This is a genomic window from Streptomyces pinistramenti, from assembly GCF_020564935.1.
Lineage (GTDB): Bacteria > Actinomycetota > Actinomycetes > Streptomycetales > Streptomycetaceae > Streptomyces > Streptomyces pinistramenti.
In genome coordinates, this window is sequence record NZ_JAJCXB010000049.1 from 1 (window position 1) to 20,081 (window position 20,081).

A 20,081-nucleotide genomic window follows, 5' to 3' on the forward strand; every position below is an offset into this window, starting at 1 on the left:
CGATTCGTGCGGGACTTTCCTTTGACCGTTCCCGCGGTGTGGACACCACTTTTCCCGGGGCCGCTGACGTCCCGGCAACGCCTCACTCACGTCCCGCAAACACACCACACACGAACGGACAAGACCGAGCCGCGGACCGCCACCACCACGGCTCGGACCCCGACTGCGCTCAGATCCTGCAACGTCGGCGCCTTCGCCCCCACCCCATACCGGGCCCGCCCCGACATCCGCGCCGTCGGCACCACCGATGCCCGCATGCCCGCGGTGCGGGCGTCGGCCGCGAGGGCGTTCGGGCCGCGGGCGGGCAGCCGAACCGGGCCAGGTCCGCCGCGCGGTTCTCGACCGGCATGGGCGGCTTCACGCCCATCGCCTGCGCATGCAGCGGCTGCAGCCAGGCGGTGAGCCGGTCTGCTCTCCGGTCGTGACGACGAGTTCGTCGGCGTGGCCCTCAAGGGATATGCCGGCATGCGCTGGGGCGAGATCGTCGGCCTGGAAACCGAGTTCGCCCGACCCGGTTCTGTCCGTGTCGAGTGGCAGCTGTACGAGCTGGACACCGGCGAGCTGGTGCACGTTTCACCCAAGGGCGACAGCTACCGCCCCATCGACTCGATGGACTGGCTGCCCGCCCTGGTCGCCAACTACGTCGCCCGCACGAAGCCGACTCCCTGCCCCTGTCACGGCACGACCTACGTCTTCCGCGGGCAGGGTGCGGCTCGGACGGCGGGCACCAGGCCGCGAAGCTTGTCGACGTCGCGCGCCGTGCCGGAGTCTCCACGGGGACGGTGTCCAACGTCCTCAACCACTCCGACCGTGTCGCCGAGGCCACGCAGGTGCGGGTGGAGCAGGCCATCGCGGACGTGGGGTTCGTGCGGGGTGGCACGGTGTCGGGGCACGCGGCGCACTGGTGCCGAAACGGCTTCGCCACCTGGTTTTTCACCCCTGCGGTCTCTGGCTGGTCCCCGAAGAAGGCTCCGCAGGAGGCGTGGCCGGTCCCAATCCTGGGCGAGCTGTGGACCGGAGTCCCCATGCGGGGCCGTGGCGCAAGCGAGCGAGCCGACGTCTGGCTCCCGATCGCGAAGGGTCTCCCCCGCGGCCTCCGGCACACCCATCGGACGATGGTGGACGGCCTGGGTGCCGAGAAAGTTCTCATGGATGAACGCAAGGGTCATCTCGACGGCTCGGTTTCCACACGCTATGCCCACGTCACCAAAGGCATGCGCAAGCGCCTCATGCTCGGCCTCACCGAGCAGTGGGAGGCGGCCCTCGATGCACTACTTGTCAGGTGTAGGCCGGATCGGGGCCCCGGATGAGAGGGCTCTCGACTGTCGATGAAGCGGGGAGCGCTGGATGGAACCATGAGGAGCGCTCCCTCCGGTGACGTGCTATCCGTTGGAGCGGGGCATCTGGCGCTCGGCGACTCGTGCCCAGTAGCCGATCTGCGAGTGGGCGCCCATCAGGTGATTCAGGAGTTCATTTGGCTTCGCCCATCCTTCCCTATCGAGGAGCGGCCCGCCTAGCGCTTCCTCCACGTTGGCTAGCTCGTCGACATCCAGATTGAGCCGCTCGATGTACTGGGCGATCTGGCTCTTCAGCCGCGTCGCCTTCATCCGAGGAGTCTCGTTGGGCGGTGTGACGGGCCGCGGCAGCGTAGTACCCGTGGCGTAGACCTCGTACCGCAACCATTCGTCCTCGATCGGCATAGGCTTGCCCGAAGGATCTTCGTGCCAGCTCCCGTACTCGTCCCGGATGCCGCGCTGGAAGTCTCCGCTCTTCGTGACGCGACGAGGGTGTGTTCCAGCCCGTCCATCGATGATCGCTTGGGCGAGTAGCCGCAAGCCCTGCTCATTGCGGAGCATTGCGTCCAGGATTTGTTGCGGGCCGCGCTTGTCCGCGCCGGTGTTGCCCATGACTTCACGTCGCAGCCCACCCCAGGCCGTGAGGTGATACTGGGCTACGGCCGCCAACTCCAGGCGGTTAACCCAGTGACTCGGGTCGGGATGTGAGCCGGCAGGGTCACCCCGGAGTTCCTCCAGCGCTGCCTCAAGGAGATCCTCGGGGGACCGGCCGGTGACCTTCCACTCCACGGTCGCGTACCGGGTCAGCCGGGCACAGCGCAAATATGCGGCCCGCATCCGCTCTGCCCGCTGGCGCTCGGCGTCTTTCGCCTCCAGGGTGGTGGCGATGCTCCGGGTGGGCCGGAGAGCCAACTCTGCGATCACGTCCGTTCTCCGACTAGCGCTGACACTCTTCTTGGCGGTTACGTCTCGAACTCCTCGTTCGACGAGGTCGCGATGATGCTCCCGAAGCAGGGCAGCGAGGACGAAGGCGGACTGCTCGTCTCGCTCGACGGGGAGTCCCTCGTCCTCGGCTTGCTCTGGGGTGAGAAGACCTGCGAGGTAGTCGTGGACGGGGTCGTCGAGTACGTCTGCCCCGCGGAGCACGTCCAAGACCGCTTCGGCCATGGCTTCCAGCTTGCCCGTTTGGCTCCACGGCCGCGGAGGATCAACGTGGAGCATGCCGACGAAGGCGTTGACGGCGCGCGCGTAATCGTAGCCCTCCCTGGTCGGGGTGAAGCGCAGAAAGACGCGGGCCGGTGTGATCAACGCGTTGCGCTGTCTAATGAGTCGCCGACGAGCGGCGGGACGCAACGCCTCGGGGTCGGCCTCGCTGATGGAGCCGATGAAGCGTCGGTAGTCGTCGCGGTTCGTGGGGAAGTGGTAGTGCGTCTGTGGGTCGGTGAGCCCCAGGACTTGATGGGCGTTGGTGATGCGACTGGAACCGTCAGCGGTCCCCAGGAGGGGCATGGACGGTTCACTGTCGCGGTGCCGCAGCTGGAAGAAGACGACATTTACCGGCATGGCGATGCCACGCGCTGCGATGGACTCGCGCAGGTTGTTGTTCGCCAGGATGAACTCGCGGGCCCGCTCTGTCTCGTCCTGCACGTGGCTGACGTCCTCGCCCTCGATCCAGAGCGTGGTGGTCTTGCCGGACGCGGAGCGGGGGCCGGTCAATGGTCCGGCATACCCTTCTGCGCCAGCCGCCGGGTACACCCTCCTTTCCATCGTGCGGTTGTTGGTGGGCAGCGGTACTAGGCCGGGCACGTAGAGGTCAAGGTCGATCGCCTCGATCACGCCTCCAGCGATGTTGACCTGTGTCGGACGACGCAGTAGCGACCTGAGTTCGCTGGGGTCGACAGAGGCGTGGGCCAATGCGGTGGCGAAGTCGGGAGGCAGTCCAGCTTCCGTGCCCGCCGTGGCAGCGCGGCTCACGGCCGCCATCTTCGGCAACGTCGGCAGGTCACTGTCGCCGAACCGTGACCAGATCGCCGCGCTGTCCTGTTCCGTCTCCTCCTCTGTCTCGAGTTCGTCGTCCACGGCGTCGGCCTCCCCCACGTCCTCGGTCGTCCCGTCGTACTCGATGTCGTCCTGATCTGGCACGTTGTCCTCCGTGAGTGCGGTGATCGGTCTGAGGGGGTGCACGGGTGGGCCGACAAAGGGCCCCGGGCGGGGCCGCCGACGGTGTGGTTGATCCGCCGGCGGTCGGTCATCTCAGGCGGTGGGGGGCAGGTGCGAGCGGCCCTTCCCGAGCTTGCGCAGGTCGCTGCGGATCGAGCTCTCGCCGCACTGGAGCAGCTGCGCGATGGTGGCTGTCGGCACGTGCAGGGCGTGGAGCTCGGCTACCCGGCGACGCCGCTTGGCGATCTCGCCAGTCTTCCTCCACTTCTTGCGTCGCTCGTCGACGGTCGCCCCGGCCAGGAACGCATGCTCGTCCCGGCTGTCCTGGGCGTAGCGGCGACAGCTCTCCAGCAGGGGACACGTACGGCACATCGCTCGGGCCTGCGGGATGCCCCGCTCCGGCACGGTCGGCTCCCCGTCGAACGCCGCCTGCTGCTCCTGCGGGGTGGGGAATCGCCTGGAATCCCAGGAACTGCACGCGGCCTCACCCAAGGGTGGGCCGAGGGGCTCCATTGCCCAGAGCAGGGCGTCCGGCTGGAGCACGTTTTCGATCTCGTCGTGGGGTTCCACGGCGCTCCTCCTCAGACCACGGCTCGCGTGGTGTATGAGGACGAGGGGGTCACGCCCACGTTCCCTTGATCGTCGGTTGGCTTCATTCGAGTCTCTGGACGTGCGAGACGATCAGTACTGGGCGATTCCCAGTCCTGTCGCGTGCCTGCGCCGTTCGGCGCTCGCACGGCTTGCGGAGTGACCCCCGAAGTGAAGCCATTGCCAGTGTGGCACCCGACTCCGTCGATTCGGGAGAAACGGAGGAGGCGTTCGAGGAGTGCCTGGCGAACTCGCCTTTGCTGGGGCCACGTTCCGTTCGGTATGACGGGCGAGTGGGCCCTCTAGTTCGGGCTTGTGTGACGCCTGCCTGGCCGGACTTTGCCTTTCCAGGCTGTGATGGTCGGCCGGATCAGTCTCCACGCGCCCCGTCCGTCAAGGAGTGGTGGCACCTGTGTCAGCGTTTTGGGAGCCGTGTCCCGAGTCCGGCTCCCCCAATGGCCCCCGGTCGGGGTGACGGGATTTGAACCCTCGACCTCTCGTCCCGAATGAGCTGCGCGGGCGACTGCCGCTCCGTGCGTATGATCCGGCGGCGGGGGGCGTCGCTTTTGGGTAGGTCCGAGCATCGTTGCGGGCCGGGAGATCGGCTTGAGGCCCTGGTCCGGCGCGTACTGGGCGACGAGGCGGCCGAGGCTGTCGACGGGAGCCGGTCCCGCATGATCGGCATGGCCTCCGGCTTCACCCGGAGAAGATCGAGCTGCGACCTGGGTTCACCCGCGACCTGCGCGGGGTGGGCCGTCACGGTGGCAGCAACCTTGAGGTCCGCATCCGCACCGCTGACAACCTCCGAGCCACAGACGGCCTGCTGCGCGTCAGCTTCACGGCCGCGTAGTTACCGTGTGCCGCTGGTCGAGGGACGGCGGTCGAGTTCGTCGCCCTGACTGCCAGATCGGTCGCCATGGAGCGGGGAATGGCTGCTCTTTCGCGGGGCCCTCTGTTGGGGGAGTGGTTTGGCGGCGGTGGAGGTTCCAGTGTGCAGTGGGGGCAGGATTCGGCCAGTCCGGCCGATGGGGGTCGAGGGTCGGACCGCATGCTGTCAGCGCTGCACACCGTGAGCGCACCCTGGCGCCTGATGGCCCTGTGCGGGTAGGCACACGCTTTGCGGCGGAGGGTGATCTCGCTGCAAAGGGCCCGACACACGCCAGTCCTCAACGCCGACGTCCGTTCGCACTGCGTACGGTCGGCGCCGTCAGAGGACGAGGCGAACCGATCGCCAGCGTCGGCCGGCTCGCCGGATCAACCCACACTCTTCCAATTTCCGGAGTTGGTGGGCGACCGGACCCGTGCTGGAGAGCCCTGCCAGCCGCCGGTCAGTGTGCACGCCGCCATTGCCGGCGGCCGGGAGTGCGCCGCTGATCCGCAAGGAGTCCGGCACGTCCCTGCGCGGGTATTCAAAGCCGGGCACGGTGGGCTGGAGGCAGTGGTCGAGCCCGGCGACCGTGATATTGCCGAGGGGATCCTCCGGCAAGACGGTGCTGATGCGTGCGAACACGTCGGCGGCGTACCGCCGCAGCGGCTCGGCGCGGGCAGCCGCCATGGCGTTCACTGCCTTGTTGCGGGCCCGGCCCGCCTCGTCGCTTCCGGGGCGCAGGCGCGAGCCCGAGCGGAGTGGCGTCGACGCTGAGCAGGGTCGGTGGCACCCCCCACGCTGGTGGCCACCGGACGTTCGGCGGTTGGGTGGGCCAGAGTCAGCGTGAGAGCGCCGCGGAGGAGGTTGTCACTCAGGTTCGCCGCGCGGCTGAATCCGATCCGCCACTGCGTGTCCGTAAGGTCACGCCGCCGCACGCCGGAGGGAACGGGCCGCCGGTGGGCCGGTCACCTGGCCCCTCGGACGGTCCCTAGAGGCGCTTGGCGCTGCGGAGCAGGTCGGCGTAGTAGCCGTTGCCGTCCAGGCGGGAGGCGCCGCCCTTGTCGCCGATGGTGGGGCCGTTGACCTCTTCCCGGCTGGAGAGGAAGATCCGGTGTCCGTCGGTGTCGTGGCCCAGGTAGATGCCGACGTGGTCGAGTCGTTCCTTGGTGCGGGTGTCGAGCCAGAAGAACACCAGGTCGCCGGGTTGCAGCACATCGATCGAGGCCGGCCGGTCGTAGCGTGGGGCGGCGCCCTTGAGCGGGATGACGTCGATGCCGGTCTTCGAGCGGGCCATGCCGTTGGCCGTGCGCGGCAGGCCGTTGCCCGCCTTGTCGGTGGCCATCAGCGGGAAGCGGGCGCGGTAGCCGAAGACCGTGCGGACGAATCCGGAGCAGTCCATGGAACGGGCGCGGGCGGCCTCCGGCAGGTGCGGGTGCCGTCGCGGAAGGTGTACGGGATGCCGAGGTAGTCGTAGAAGTCGGACTGCTCCAGGCGCAGGTCGGCACCGGAGCTGCCGTTGGGGTTGAGCGGCCCGAAGTTGGCGTCGCCCGCGTAGGCGATGCCGTTGCCGTCCTTCTTCACCGGCGCTCCGTGGACGTACTGGAACGCGATGGCGAAGATGTCCTCCGCGGTGCTGGAGCGGTTCTCGGCGAACCACTTGGTGAACCACGGCGCGGTCTCGGCCCCGGCCCGCCACTTCTCCGGCATCAGCCGTACCCAGTCCTCGGTGACGACCCGGGACTTGGTGTGCGCGGCCTCGGTGAAGGTGCGGCTGGGGCCGGTCAGGGTGGCCGTACGGGCGCCGTCGGTGAATGTGGCGAGCACCTTGCCGGCGCTGTCGCGCAGTACCCAGCGGGCGGGGTTGGCCAGCCGCTCCCAGCGCTGCTCCCCGGCGGCCGGCTGCTTGCTGTCCGGCTGGATGTCGGTGATCGCCTGTACGGCGGGGACTTTGGCCTGCTGCTCGTCGCGCAGGGCGACGGTCAGTACGGCGCTGCCGGTCAGCAGGGCGATCACCGTGGCGGCGTGCAGCACACGGTTCCTGCGGCGCTTGTTCGTGGTGGTCATGGCGGAGTCGGCTCCGTTCTTGGGATCAGGCGGACGGCAGCGCGCCGAGCAGGATGCCGGCGGTGATCACGACGTAGTTCACGAGGGTGACCGAGCCGGTGGCGAGGAGGGTGGCGCCCTTGGGCTGGCGGACGAGCTGGTAGGCGATCAGGCCGGGGACGATGAAGCCCAGGGTCTGGTTGGAGTACATCAGCGGGAACTCGCGCTGGAGGATGAAGAGCAGGGTCGCCTGGAGGGATACACCGAGCAGGACGACGGCGGCGAACAGCCGCTTGCCGTACAGGATCACGTGCCGCTGCACCAGGAGCGTGGCGAGATACGTCAGGACGGTGACGCCGACGACCATTGAGACCAGTTGGAGGTCCTCCACCAGGGTCAGCGCGAGCCAGCCCGGGGTGATCATGCCGCCCGGCGAGAGATTGGTCGTCAGGTAACAGACCAGCGAGAACAGCAGACCCAGGGCGATACCGATGGCGGCGATCTCGGGGGTGAGGACGGCGGGGATCAACGGGTCTCTCCTGGGCTGTGCCACGGCTCTGCGGGCGACTGCGGGTTGTACGGCGCCGGGGGGCGCTCAGGGTGCCCGTACGGGGCTGGGTGGCGCGGGTGGGCCGTGGGGGTCTCGTGCGGCATGTAGGGCGGCTGGTTCGCGTACGGGGTGTACGGGGTGTACGGGGTCGGCGAGGCGGGGGCGAGGCCCGGGGCGGGAACGGGAGCGGGGGCCGGGGCGTGACCGGGGGCGAGGGCGTCGCCACCATCGCGCCTCGGCTCGTCCAGGGGCGTCTCTCGTGCCTCGTCCGGGGCGAGATCGGCCAGTTGCTCCAGGAGCACCTCGCCCTGGCCGTGGATGTTGCCGATGGCGACCAGTGAGGAGCCGTCGCCGAGGTGTCCCAGCAGCTCGGTCATGAACGCTTCCGGGGCACGGCGTTCGCCGCCGAGGTCCACCGCACGCGGCCGCCACTCGGCGGGCATCGTGTCCAGGGCGCTCTTGGTGGGGTGGCCGATCAGCAGGACCCGCTCCGGCGCGAGGTGCGGGATGATCTGGCCCATCTGGCCGTTGCGCTCGACGCGGTCCGGACGGCAGTTGATGACCACGTTCAACGGCCGCTGGATGGCGCCCAGTTGCAGCAGCTGGTCGATGTTCATCCGGGTGGACTCGGGATCGTTGGCGGCGAAGACGTTGGCGAACCGCAGCCGCTTGCCCTCCGGGGTGCGGTACCGCTCGACGGAGAGCACCCCGGGGTCCGGCGGGGCGTCGTACATCCCGCGCAGCGCGGTCGCCCGGTCGACGCCGAGGAGTTCGGCGACAGTCAGCGCGATGGCGACGTTCTCCTTGAACGTGAACCAGCTGAAGCCGCGCAGTTCCTCGTCGGTGACGGTGTCGGGGTCGGCGTAGACCAGCCGGCAGTCGCGGGCGTCCGCCTCCTCCTGGAGGATCGCGAACCGTTCCCGCTCCGCCGTCACGCAGATGCCGCCCTCCGGCATCGCGCGGGAGAGCGAACGCGCCACATCGTCCAGCGTCGGGCCCATCTCCTCCAGATGGTCCTCGCGGACGTTGCACAGCACGCCGATGGTGGAGCGGATCAGCTTGCTCTGGTTGATCTCCTGGAGCGCCGGCATGACGGCCATGCACTCGATCACCAGGGCGTGGGGGTGGTAGGCGGCGGCGCGCCGCACGATGCCGATCTGCTCGACGACGTTGGCGATGCCGAACTTGCGGTAGACCGGCTCCTCGGTGGCGTCCGGGTGGATGAACCGGGCCGCGGTGCCGGTGGTCTTGGCGACGGTGGTCAGCCCACCGCCGCGCAGCGCGCCCGCGCACAGCCGGGTAATCGAGCTCTTGCCCCGGATGCCGTTGACCAGCACCCGGGTGGGGATACGGGCGAGGTTGTCGAAGTGCCTGCGCTGTTCGACGATGCCGGCGACCAGCAGGACGGCGCCGCACACCACGAGGACGAGGTAGAGGAAGAGCACGGCCGTTCAGTTCCTTGTCTGCGCGGGGGGCGCCGTCGTGCGTGGAGCGGACCGGCAGCTGCTGCCGGATCAGCTCCAGGCTGCGGGTGACGGCGCCGACCTCGTCGTGGTGGCGGGGGTAGAGCACCGTACGGCGGTCGCCGGCGGCGACCGCCCCGGCCTGGCCGGCCAGCGCGCGCAGCGGGCGCACCACGACGATGTGCAGCCAGCCGAGGCAGGCGGCGGCCGCGGCGACCTTCGCACCGTCACCGGCGCGGAAGAGGACGCTGCCGGCCCGCGCGGAGACACCGGCCTTCAGATTGACCGCTTCCACCAGCCGGTCGAGCCGCTCGGCGGGCAGGTCCTGAAAGGCCCGGTAGCCGTTGTTGCCGCCGATGACCCGGTGGTCGGCATCGACCACTCGGACCTGGCCCAGCCCCGGCCGCTTGAGCAGTGCGTTGAGGAACTCGATACGGAACTCGCCGACCACGGTGGCGCCTTCGCGGCCCGGTACGTCCGCAGTCCCGACGATCACCGGCTCCTTGCCGTGGTTGTTGACGACGGCGATCTGCACCTCGGGCCGCGCCTTCTTCCCGTCCTTTCCCTTGGCGTCGGCGCGCGGATCCTCGCCCGTCCGGGCCGGCACTCCGCCGTCGGCGTCCAGCACGTACAGGGACCGGTAGCGCGGGTGCTCGGTCATGGTCCGGTCCAGGAGGGCGCGCATCCGGCCGGACGTGGTGTCGTCGTCGATGAGCGAGGCTACCGAGGAGAGGTCGGCGTGGCCCTCGTTGAGCGCGCGGCGGACCCGGTCGGCGAGCGTATCGGTGCGCTCGCGCTGGTCGTTGACGATCTGCTGCGGGACGGTGGCCGTGCCGTCGGTGCGGTTGAGCAGGAAGCTCAGCGGCACGGACCAGGCCAGCAGGAGGCGGGCGCAGAAGGCCAGCAGGCCGCAGGTGCCGATGCGGCGCAGCAGACGGGCGCCGGGGACGCGGCGCGGGCGGGCCGCCTCGGGCGGTGCGGGCGTCGGGTCGGTGGCCGCACGGCGTGGCTCGTCCGGCCCCGGTCCCGGCCGTTCGCGGAGCAGTTGGCCGCGCAGGCTCTCCAGGGCCCGGCCGATCCGGGCCGCTTCGCCGTACCGGGGGACGCGCACCGGCCGTGCGAGGTCGCCCCGGGTGAGGCCGCGGCTCTCCAGGAAGAGCCGGAGCAGCGGCCGCTGGACGGTGCCCAGCAGCAGCGCGACGGTCAGTACACCGATGAGAATGAGCGCGGCCGCGGCGAGCAGGCCGAACAGCGAGTCGGTGGTGGCCCCGGCCTCCTTGGTCACCGGAACCATCGCGACCACCGTCAGGCCGAGGCCGGTGACGGTGGAGCGCTCCTTGGGGTCCGGGGCGGCGAGGGTGGCGTAGCCGGCGACGGCCTGCTCCCCCGCGTGGGCGTTGCCGGTCAGGCTTCCGCTGACACCGGGGAAGCCGCCCTCGCCGAGATCCTTGGCCGTGACCGGTGGCTGTGCCGCCTTGACCGCGGCAGTGCCGGCGAACGCCTTCAGCTGCCGCTCGGAGCGGTTGACGTTCTTGCGCTGGAGGGCGGTCAGCACCTGCTCGGGCTCCGGGACGCCGTCGCTGCTGAGGACCGTGCCCTTCGCGTCGACGACGGCGATGGCACGGAACGCGCCCAGGCTGATGCCGGGCACCTTCAAGCTGCTGGAGGTGACCAGGAGCTGCTGGGGTCTGCCCTTCCAGGAGAGCAGGGCGAGCGAGAGCAGCCGGGTCTCGCCGTTGCGCAGCCGTACCGTGCGCGGGGCGAGGCCGTCGTGTCCGGTGAGCTTCTTCCGGTCGATCGCCGCCAGCGGCAGCGATTCGCCGCGTGCGGCGCGCAGCTTGCCGGTGGCGATGTCGACGACGGCCATCCCGCGCCACTTGTCGTAGGCGTTGCCGAGCGTGTCCAGGACCTCGTCCGCCTCGGCCGGGGGCCCCGCGGAGGCGAGTGCGGCGGCGCGCTGGACATCGGTGATGCCCTCGTCCAGTGAGGCGCGCAGCGCGATGGCGCCGTCCTCGGCGAAGTGCTGCTGGGAGGTGAACACCGCCTTGGGGACGCTCTCCTGGCCGAAGCCGCCGAGGCCGACGGCGGTGAGGCCGGCCAGGGCGAGCAGCAGCGCCGACAGCACCGCGATGGGCGGGCGGATACCGCCCAGCAACGACATATCGGCCCTGCGGCGGGCCTTTCGCCGTCGCTTCGCACGCGAAGCGACCACCAGGTTTTCCTTTCCGGAAAGGACGACAGGAGGGGAGACAGGAAGAGACGGGGGCGCGGGGCGAGGGGTACGGGAGCCGGTGGCGGGCGCGGGTGAGCCGTCCCGCGGCGGTCCGGGGCCGGCAGCTCAGCCGGACAGGTCGGTGAGTGGCTCCAGGCCGTCCTTGGCGGCGCCCCTGTGAGCAGCGTCCCCTCGGTGCGTTCGAACGCGAGCCGGTAGCGGGAGCGTTGCCGGTCGGTCAGCCGCAGGTCGTCGCGCAGCGCGCCGGCCACGTCGACCAGCCGGTGGTCGCCGGTCTCCCCCGGCTCCCGCCCGGAGGCGTCCGACGGTTCCTCGTCGTCGGACGGGCTCTCTTCCGGCGGGATGTCGACCAGGGTCGGTACGAAGCGGGCCGCGACGTCCCACCCGCCGTCACGGCGGGTGAACTGGAACCAGCCGATGGCACCTTCCTCGGTGAGCCCGGACGGTACGTCGTGCCGGGCGAGCTGATTGCCCAGGCCGTACGCGATCCAGGTGCCGTTCACCTTCTCCATCGGCTGGACGACGTGCGCGTGGTGGCCAATGACCAGGTTGATGCCGGTCTCCTTGGCGATCCGCCGGGCCATCTCCACCTGCGTCGCGCTGGCTTCCGGGTGATGCTCACGGCCCCAGTGGATGCTGAGCACGACGACCTCGGCGCCGGCCTTGCGGGCGGCGCGTTCAGCGGCCGCGATCTTGCTGAAGGAAGTCTGGTTGACCAGCCAGGGCTTGTCCTTGGGGACCTCGCGCCCGTTGAAGCCGAAGGCAAAGGACAGCTGGGCGACCTTGACGCCCTTGACGTCGATGACGAGCGGCTTCTCGGCCTCCGCGCGGCTGCGGGCCGAGCCGGTGTGCCGCAGCCCGGCCGCTTCCAGGGCGTTCAGGGTGCGGCGCACCCCGGCCGGTCCGTGGTCGAGGGTGTGGTTGGAGGCGGTCGAGCAGGAGTCGTAGCCGACACCTTTGATCGCGGTGGTGATCTGCGGCGGGACGAGGAAGTCCGGGTAGCTCTGGAACGGGCCCTTCGGCCGGCCGACGACCGGCTCCATATGGCAGATCGCCAGGTCGGCCTTGCGCAGCACAGGGGCCACACCCGCCATGATCTTGGTGAAGTCTGGTGCCCGCCCGCTGTCTTCGGTGCCGCCCGCATCCCGCTGTGCCTGGTCGGTGAGTTGGGGGTGGAGGAGAATGTCGCCCGCGGCCGCGAGCGTGAAGGCCGGCGACGCCGCGTCGCCCTGCGCCCCTCCCGAAGGAAGCAGCCCACAGCTTGCGGTGGTGCCCACAGCGAGCACGAGTGCGGCGCCGCGAAGGGGGCGAAATCAGGTGGAACGGCTTATCACGCCACTATTCTTATCACCATATGAACAACTTCTTTACAAAATCATTGCCACCTCTGGCAACTCTCCTTAAGGTGGGAGTGGTTGCCGTGACAGTGACGCTGGTCACCTCGGCCTGCGGCGCGCCGCCCCCGCCCCAGCGCGCCGAACCGGACGCGGGCGTCGATCTCGAAGCGCAGATCACCGCATTCACTTCGACGCTCGACCAGCGGCGTCACTACCGCCCGCCCGACAGTCACGAGCGGACCGCGATCGCCGACGGCGTCCGCCTCCTGCTCGACGGCCGCCGCCGCGACGCCGCCCGCCAACTGGACGACTACGGCTACACGTTGACGGAACTCACCGACCGCCCCTCCGGTCGGCGCTTCGCCGAGGTCGCCGAGGTCGCCGAGGTCGCCGAGGTCGCCGAGAAGGACGGTGAGGGGGCGGACCGGGCCCGCGGCTGGGGACGCGTCTACGTCGAGCTGAGCGGCCGGCCGAAGTGGTCGGTCCAGGTGCCGCACCCCGTCGCCGACGCCCGCACCGAAGTGCCGGCGGCCCGGCTCATACGGACCGCACCGGGCGGCGTCCTGGTCCTGGCGGGCGCCCACCGCATGGTGGGGCGCGACGGCACGGAGGACGTCGCCCACCGGCAGGACACCGTCTTCCACGCGGTGGTCAAGACCCTCGGCGGCCGGAAGCTGCCCGGCGTCCAGCTGCACGGTTTCGCAGACGAGTCCGCCCCCGGCTTCGACGTGATCGCCTCCACCGGGGCGGGCGAGTACGGCCGGGCCGACGGCCGAGCGTTCGCCGGCGCACTGCGCAAGGAGGAGCTGCGCGTCTGCCGGGCCTGGGCGCGGCAGTGCAAGCTGGCCGGCCGAACCAACGTGCAGGGCCGGGCCGCAGCCGCCGCCGAAGTGCCCTTCCTGCACGCCGAGTTCAGCCGGTCGGTGCGGGACGACGACAGCCGGATCCAAAAGGCGGTGCGGTCACTGACCGGCCTCGCCAAGCGCTGGCAGTGACAGCACGGCGGGGCGGCCCGCGGTGGGAAGGCGGCGGTCGGCGGTGACCTTGATGCCGGCGATCACTGCCGTCACCCGTGAGGACAGCTTCATCCCGAGGACCGGGATGCCGGCCACCGCCACCACGAGGAGGCAGGCCGGCAGGTCAGAGCCGAATCTCCCGTCGTGGGTGCCAAAGAGTTTCCTGGAGCGTGGCTTGCCCCAGGGGACTTGTGACGGCTTCACGGCTCGGACCTTGTCAACGGTTGGACGGAACCGATGCGGTGGGTACGGGTGTGGGCACCGTGCTGTCCGGGTTCATGATCGGGAAGTTGTCCGCGCGGTGGAAGGTGAAGCGTTCCCAGTCGCCGATCTTGTCGGCACGGGCCCGCAGGAGGCCGTTGTCGGCGCCGGGGTCCTTGGCCTCGGTGGTGACGTACTTGCCGTTCTGCATCGACTTCAGCCCATAGCTGCCACCGGTCTGGGGAACCAACTTCAGCTGAAGCCGCTCCCAGCCGCCTGCCGTGGCGGAGCGGGCGCGGAGCATTCCTTCGTGTGTTCCGCCGTCGTCGACCTCGACGCTGACGTAGAGCTTCTCGTTCACGGACCGGAGGCTGACGGTGTCCGTGCCGTTGGTGTGCAGGGTGAACTGTTCCCACAGACCGGTCGCGTCGCTGCGGGCCCGCAGTTTGCCGCGCTGGTTTCCGGTTTCGTTGAACTCGGCGGTCACGTACTTGTTGTTCGCGGCCGCCTTCAGCGACCATCGTGCGACGCTGGCCTGGACCCATGCGTGGATGTCGTCTAGGCGGGTTTCGGCGGTCTTGCTCTGGGCGTCGTCCGAGCCGAAGCACCCGCCCTCGTTCGTGGCGCTGTGGACGGCGGCGAGTTCGAGCCGGCCGCCGTTCTTGCGGAGGGTGGGGCCGCCGGCATCTCCCTTGCAGACGCTCCCGTCAGAGGGGTTCTCACTGGTAAGTCCGACGGTGCCGTTGTCGGCCGAGGCCACGTTGAGAGACCCGGTGTGGAGCTTGGTGGGAACCCACTCGTCCTTGGTGCGGCCGAATCCGGCGATCTGCAACTTCTCGCCGCTGGTGGGTGCCGTGGTGGTGAGGGCGACGGGGGTGATGTTGGTGACGGGTTGTGAGAGCTTCGCCAGGACCAGGTCACGGCCGGTGTGGGGGACGAGTTCCACGATGTCGCGTACCTGGCCGGATGACGTGGTCAAGTCGGTGCGGCCGATGGTGGCTTTGGTCGCCAGCTTCGGCTTGCCTGCGGGGACGGCGAAGTCGCCTCCTGGCTTGTCGGTGAAGCAGCTGGCGGCCGTGAGCACCCACTGCGATTCGACCAGCGAGCCGGAGCAGGCGCGCTGCCCGTTGCCGATGTCCAGGCGGGCGGTGAACGCGTAGGTCGCGCCGAGTTCGGGTTCGCCGGCAACTGCCTGAGCGGGAGTCGGGGCCACAGCCAGGGGTACGGCAATCAATGCCGTGGACAGGGCCGCCAGCGCGGGAATGAGCGGCGTACGGGGGCGATCCATGTTGGTTTTCCTTAGTCAATACCGGCGTGGCGAGCATGTCGGCACCGGCGGAGCGGCCGAGGACACGCCGTTACCTTGACGTATGCGTCGGGCGGTGCTGAAGCGGCAGCCTGGACGGAGAGATGATGGCAGCGGCGAACCGGACGGCAAATGTGTTGTCCCCGGCAGTGTGTGTGTAGCGTCGTGCAGTTTTCGCCTACTTGCTCGTACGGATCTCGACCAGTACGTGCTCACGGCCCTGCAGATCAGTGGACTCTCCGACTGGCGTCCACACGCCCTTGGAGATCTCGACCTCCTGCGGCTTGGCCTCGGGTGTGGTGAGGGTGACGTCAGCGGCGTGATCGGCTGAGCCCTTGATGACGAACACCGAGGGAATCTCCAGGGTGAGGTAACCGGAGGTGCCGGTGGTGCGGAAGCAGACCTTGTCGTCCTTCCGCGACCACACCTCCAACAGCCCGGTGGCAGAGGAGCAGTCGGCGAGGGTGATATGCCCGTCGCCGCGCTTGAGGGTGATCCCCTTCTCTTCCTTGATTTTGTCGGCACCTGGGTAGCTGAAGTCCTCGACTGCGTGACCGAGCTGACTGCCAGCCACCGATACCGGGGTGCGGGATTCGCTGGCATGGGAGGAGGTGGTGGTGGCGACGACCGCGGCAGCGCAAACTGCGACAGCCGCACCGGTGGCAGTGATCCGCCGTGCGAGCTTCATGCAAGTCCCTCGTGCAAAAGGTGAGTTGAGCCGTTCCACGCGGGCCCTGCCCGGAGTGGGCACAGCTTTGGCGCGCAGTGGGTCCATTTGGTCACGGATGCGCCAAATCCAAACATGTCCACCCATCAGATGCCATCCCGAGAATCGGGCAATTAACCGCAAATGGTTGTGAATATATTTTGTGTTCTTTCTCATTTCTTTACTGTGACCTATCAGTAGTCAACGTGTTCTTTACTTGCATATGGTCATGATGCGCACCTGTCGTGTCCTTCTGAACTTGCATACCGGTCCGGGGATGTGACGGCGACTGGCAACAACGCTCTGCCTGGGGGACGCCGCCACAGGTGCGCCACCGCCAGGCACCGATCCCGAAGGACCACTGTGGACACCACCTTTTGGAGCAGGCGGCGTGTTCTAGGCACCCTGGCGGCCACCACGGCCGTTGCCGCCTCAAGCCTCGTCTTGAACCCTGTAGCCGCCCGAGCTGACACCCCGCCATTCAGCGGTGACGACGGTGACCCCTTCAACCTGCCGGACACCGACCGGGCGAAGGCTGTCAAAGCGTGGTTGCTGGGTGGTAAGGCCGCTCGCGCCGCCGCGGAGGCTGCGCTGGCCGGGTCCGATGCCGACGTCCAGACTTTCCTGACCGTCGAACTTCCCAAGGCCACGGTGGAGGACAATCGCGTTGCCGTCGCCACCTCCCTCGCCGGCGGGGGTAAGGGCACTCGGCGCGACGCCTCCCAAGCACTCGATGATGGCGACGCCGCCATTGCCGACTACCTCAAGGGCGGCTTCAAAGCGGGCATCAGGGAAGATCTGCAGGTGGCCACCGCGACGGTGATGGCGACCGGTGCCAAGGCCGTACGCCGCGAGGGCAGTGCTGCTCTGGACGCGGACACCCAGCCTGCGTTGGAGAAGTTCCTCACCGAAGGCCAGTACACCGCCCGCCTGGAAGACATGCGTGTCGATGTGTCCAAGCTCCTGGTGGAGGCAGGACCGGAGGTGAAGAAGTACGCCTCGCGAGCCCTGGATGGCACCGGTAGCGACGTCGCATGGTTCCTCGACACCGGTCAGCACATCGCCCGCGCCCGTGATCAGGAAGCTGCGACGATCGGGGAACTTGTCGCGGTCGTCGAACACGAAGGCAAGCAGGCCGAGGCGAAGACGAAGCTGGCCGAGGAGGCCGCTGCCCGCGCCAAGTCGGCTGCCGCGGAGGCCAAGAAGGCCGCCGATGCCGCTGCGGCGGAGGCCAAGGCAGCCCAGGACGACGTGAGGCTGTCCGGCAAGGCGGCGCGGAAGGCTGCGGGGGCTGCGCAAGGGGCGGCCGACGCGGCCCGTGTCGCCATCCGTGCCTCTCACGCCGCTGTCCAAGCTTCCCGTCGCGCCGCCTATGCTGCCACCGCCGCCGGCCAGGCCGCAGCCACTGCTGGGTCCGCCGCCGCCAAGGCCTATGGCGCCGCCATCGCCGCCTCCAAGGATGCCTCCCAGGCATCCGCCGCCAAGGACGCCGCCGTCAAGGCCCGCAACGCCGCTGCCAAGGCTCGCAGCGCGGCAAAGGCCGCAGACCGCGCTGCCTCGGCCTCGGACCAGGCTGCGAATGCCGGGGCCGCTGCCGCCTCGGCAGCCCGCAACGCTGCGGCGGCCGCGAGCGCTTCCGCCACGGCCGCCGCAGCCGCGGGCAAGGCGCAGGCCCAGGCGGCGGAGGCCAAGAGGCAGGCACGGATCGCGAGTGCCAACGCCTCGATCGCCACTAATGCCGCCGGCACGGCCCAAGCTCTGGCGAACACGGCAGCCTCGGCCGCCCGTGATGCACGCAACGCGGCAAACAACGCAGCCGACCACGCGGAGAAGTCTGCGGAGGCCGCCGAGTGGGCTGCCAAGCACGCGGGCCAGGGTGTCGAATACGCGGACAAGTCCACCAAGTTCGCCAACGCAGCTACCAAGGCGGCGAATAGCGCCACTGAAGCCGTCACGCAGGCGATGGAGGTGGAGAAGAAGGCACGCGAGGCTGAATGGCAGCGTCTGGACGAGGACCTGAAGCAGGCGACCGAAGAGACCCGTCTGCTGGCGCAGATCGAAGAGCAGGAGAAGGCGGAGCTCGACGGCAGGCGCACACAGATCGAGCAGGCCGAGCAGGCTACGAGGGACCTCGTCGCCAAGGCTGAGTCGGCGCTGAAGGCCGGCGATGCGGGTAGCGCCGCGGCCCTCGGGCGCAAGGCAGCCATTGCCCTGATGAACTCTCACGGCACTTGGTCACGAGAGGCCGCGCGGTTCGCCTTGTCCGGCGTGGACGCCGACATCCATGCCTGGATCGATACCGATCGGCAGATCGCGCAGCAGCAGGACGACCGGGAGACCGCCCTCTACCTCGCCCAGATCTCGTCTCCGGACGTCGCCGATGCCGCGACGAAGGCATTGGAGAGCGACGCCCCGGACGCCGCGACGACCTTCCTTAAGATTGGTGTCATCGAAGCCGCTGCGATGGACAACCGCGTGGCGATTGCCCGCATCCTGGCCGGCAACCCCGGCCGCGCGGTGAAGAAGGCGGCGAACGATGCTCTGGACTCCGGAACCGCCAAAGCTGTGCACAACTTCCTCAGCAGCACGTTCGAGGCAGCGCAGCGGGAGGACGACGCTGTCGCCACCGCGACCCTTCTCGCCAAGGCGGGCCCCTACACCAAGGCCCATGCCCAGGCTGCGCTGGAAGGCCCGGCATGGATGCGCCGCCACTTCCTCGACTCGGTCCAGTACAAGACCGCCCAGCTCGACTACGACTCCGCTACTCACATCGCTGCCATCCAGGGCGCAATCGCCGGTGCCACAAAGGTCGCGCACAAGGCGCAGGAAACTGCCGCCCGTGCGCAGGAGGCAGCGGCAAAGGCCCGCGACGCCGCCGCTGATGCGGTGAAATGGGCGGATGAGGCGAATAATTCGCACAAGCAGGCTGAAATTTACGCGAAGCAGGCGGATGCGAACGCGGATGCGGCCGAGCAGTCAGCTAAGGACGCACAAGCCTCGGCCAACAAGGCCAAGCAGGCAGCTGCCAATGCCCGTTTGGCTGCACGCTCGGCCAATTACTCTGCCAACCGTGCTGTGGATGCCGCCCGTCACGCAGTGGCCTCTGCCAACTCGGCCCAGTCCTCGGCTGCTTCCGCGCGTGCTTCCGCCCTCCAGGCCGGCAAGGATGCCCAAACTGCTGCCGCAGCGGCAACTAAGGCGCACCAGATCGCCATGGCCAAGCGGAAGGACGAAATCGAGGCGGCAGCCAAGAAAGCGGCTCAGGAAACCCACAAGGCCAAGGAAGTTGGAAAGAACCCTGCCGACACCCCGGAGAACGACAAGGCCAAGGAGCTTCCCTGGTGGAAGCAAACAGCCCGGGATTGGGCAGACACCACCAACCAGATCAGCATCATCACCGGATTCGTCGCTGCCGGTTCTGGCATCTTCGCCGGAATATTCGGGGCGTTCGGAGCTGAGCCCCCTGCAGCTATCTTCGCAGGTATCGCAAAGTTCTCAGGGTACGCCTCTATCGCGGCCGCCGTGCTTAATGTCATGTTCACCGGGTTTGGCTACGGACTGAACAGTAGTGAATTCCGGGAATCCTTCGGGAGCGCCGCGCTGGGCTTGCTGACCTTCGGCCAGTCTAAGTGGATTGGAGCTTTGGCCGACTTTAAGGAGGCCACGAAGGGCGCCAAGATTGGCGCAAGGATCACAGAGTTCGCGCACGATCTTATATCGCCGATCACTGGCTTGCTGGGATCCTAACCCGCTCGGATCGAACGGGTACGCTGTGAAAAAATGCATTCAAGGGCTGGCGAGGAATCCGTCGCCAGCCCTTGCGTACCATCGAAAGGACCGGCGTGCTAGCACGGCTCCCCCTCCCCTACTTGCTGCTTATGGCGGCTTTCGCTACTTTTATCTTCTGCCTCGTCGTGGACAGGTACGTAAAGATGCGTAAGGCGACGGTAGCGTGTTTCATAGTTTCCATCGGATGCTGTATCGGCATGATCGTGATAGGCGGCATGCAATACCAGCATTGGAGCGTCGAGCAGATGCTGGTCCTGTACTCATTCGCATGGACGGGCCTTACGATTGGCCTAGTTCCTTACAGGAAGCCGTATCTCAAATATCTCGATGAACAACACAGAGGGATAAAGTGGGAGAAATATGAATTCCCGAAATGGTGCCCGATGGTAACAGTTGCTTCGGTCATCGCCGCTGGCCTCTTGGGTACCATTCTTGTGAAGTGATCGTGCATCATGCGCTCGGAATGCGCACATCTGCGGAGGCCCCGATGACTGGGGCCTCCGCTGCGGCTGACCGCAGCCTGACG

Annotated in this window: 13 protein-coding genes and 4 pseudogenes; 5 read left to right on the plus strand and 12 right to left on the minus strand. The window is 68.5% G+C overall.

All coding sequences use genetic code 11. From position 1 onward, the window contains the following. Positions 1 to 169: 169 nt before the first annotated feature. Complete coding sequence (locus LIU39_RS35695) at positions 170 to 391, minus strand: hypothetical protein (protein ID WP_372464064.1); 222 nt, start codon at positions 389 to 391, stop codon at positions 170 to 172. Positions 392 to 402: 11 nt separating this feature from the next. On the opposite strand from LIU39_RS35695, the pseudogene LIU39_RS26630 reads away from it, so the two are divergent. Next, a pseudogene (locus LIU39_RS26630) lies at positions 403 to 1,310 on the plus strand (LacI family DNA-binding transcriptional regulator); the annotation flags it as partial. 72 nt (positions 1,311 to 1,382) lie between these two features. Here the strand turns inward: LIU39_RS26630 and LIU39_RS26635 are convergent. The 7 genes and pseudogenes from LIU39_RS26635 to LIU39_RS35345 all read right to left on the minus strand — a co-directional run. Next, positions 1,383 to 3,437: a hypothetical protein gene (locus tag LIU39_RS26635; RefSeq protein ID WP_227049457.1), complete on the minus strand. Its 2,055-nt coding sequence runs from the start codon at positions 3,435 to 3,437 to the stop codon at positions 1,383 to 1,385. A gap of 111 nt (positions 3,438 to 3,548) precedes the next feature. Further along, on the minus strand, positions 3,549 to 4,025 hold the full coding sequence (locus tag LIU39_RS26640; RefSeq protein ID WP_227049458.1) for a WhiB family transcriptional regulator: 477 nt from the start codon (positions 4,023 to 4,025) through the stop codon (positions 3,549 to 3,551). A gap of 1,225 nt (positions 4,026 to 5,250) precedes the next feature. Further along, positions 5,251 to 5,598: a hypothetical protein gene (locus LIU39_RS26645; RefSeq protein WP_227049459.1), complete on the minus strand. Its 348-nt coding sequence runs from the start codon at positions 5,596 to 5,598 to the stop codon at positions 5,251 to 5,253. A 301-nt stretch (positions 5,599 to 5,899) separates the two neighbouring features. After that, positions 5,900 to 6,975, minus strand: a pseudogene (locus tag LIU39_RS26650) (C40 family peptidase). 25 nt (positions 6,976 to 7,000) lie between these two features. Continuing rightward, positions 7,001 to 7,483: a poly-gamma-glutamate biosynthesis protein PgsC/CapC gene (locus LIU39_RS26655; protein WP_227049460.1), complete on the minus strand. Its 483-nt coding sequence runs from the start codon at positions 7,481 to 7,483 to the stop codon at positions 7,001 to 7,003. Continuing rightward, entirely contained in the window at positions 7,480 to 8,949 is a 1,470-nt protein-coding gene (pgsB, locus tag LIU39_RS26660) for a poly-gamma-glutamate synthase PgsB (RefSeq protein ID WP_227049461.1), read from the minus strand. Before pgsB ends, LIU39_RS26655 begins: the two co-directional genes overlap by 4 nt. A gap of 67 nt (positions 8,950 to 9,016) precedes the next feature. Further along, a pseudogene (locus LIU39_RS35345) lies at positions 9,017 to 9,262 on the minus strand (HAMP domain-containing protein); the annotation flags it as partial. Between LIU39_RS35345 and LIU39_RS35350 the strand changes: the two are divergent. Then, on the plus strand, positions 9,149 to 10,954 hold the full coding sequence (locus LIU39_RS35350) for a hypothetical protein (RefSeq protein WP_227049462.1): 1,806 nt from the start codon (positions 9,149 to 9,151) through the stop codon (positions 10,952 to 10,954). The pseudogene LIU39_RS35345 and the gene LIU39_RS35350 sit on opposite strands and share 114 nt — an antisense overlap. Positions 10,955 to 11,721: 767 nt before the next feature. Here the strand turns inward: LIU39_RS35350 and LIU39_RS35355 are convergent. Then, positions 11,722 to 12,486, minus strand: a pseudogene (locus LIU39_RS35355) (CapA family protein); the annotation flags it as partial. Positions 12,487 to 12,620: 134 nt separating this feature from the next. On the opposite strand from LIU39_RS35355, the gene LIU39_RS26680 reads away from it, so the two are divergent. After that, positions 12,621 to 13,532, plus strand: coding sequence for a hypothetical protein (locus LIU39_RS26680; protein WP_227049463.1), 912 nt, complete (start codon positions 12,621 to 12,623; stop codon positions 13,530 to 13,532). Here the strand turns inward: LIU39_RS26680 and LIU39_RS26685 are convergent. From LIU39_RS26685 to LIU39_RS26695, 3 genes are all read right to left on the minus strand, one after another. Beyond that, a complete protein-coding gene (locus tag LIU39_RS26685; RefSeq protein ID WP_227049496.1) occupies positions 13,500 to 13,757 on the minus strand; it encodes a hypothetical protein in 258 nt (85 codons plus the stop codon). The genes LIU39_RS26680 and LIU39_RS26685 overlap by 33 nt on opposite strands. A 13-nt stretch (positions 13,758 to 13,770) precedes the next feature. Next, positions 13,771 to 15,042 (minus strand): trypsin-like serine protease, encoded by a 1,272-nt coding sequence (locus tag LIU39_RS26690; RefSeq protein WP_227049464.1) that lies wholly within the window; start codon positions 15,040 to 15,042, stop codon positions 13,771 to 13,773. A 196-nt stretch (positions 15,043 to 15,238) separates the two neighbouring features. After that, the gene (locus tag LIU39_RS26695) at positions 15,239 to 15,634 is read right to left on the minus strand and encodes a hypothetical protein (RefSeq protein ID WP_308409419.1); all 396 of its coding nucleotides are present in this window, start codon (positions 15,632 to 15,634) and stop codon (positions 15,239 to 15,241) included. Between the two features lie 495 nt (positions 15,635 to 16,129). Here LIU39_RS26695 and LIU39_RS26700 point away from each other — a divergent pair, with 495 nt between their 5' ends. Together LIU39_RS26700 and LIU39_RS26705 are read left to right on the plus strand one after the other, a co-directional pair. After that, positions 16,130 to 19,513 carry an ALF repeat-containing protein gene (locus LIU39_RS26700; RefSeq protein ID WP_227049466.1) on the plus strand — a complete coding sequence of 1,128 codons (3,384 nt, stop codon included), beginning with the start codon at positions 16,130 to 16,132 and terminating at the stop codon, positions 19,511 to 19,513. A gap of 71 nt (positions 19,514 to 19,584) precedes the next feature. Continuing rightward, positions 19,585 to 19,998, plus strand: coding sequence for a hypothetical protein (locus LIU39_RS26705; RefSeq protein ID WP_227049467.1), 414 nt, complete (start codon positions 19,585 to 19,587; stop codon positions 19,996 to 19,998). The last annotated feature ends 83 nt before the right edge of the window (positions 19,999 to 20,081 follow it).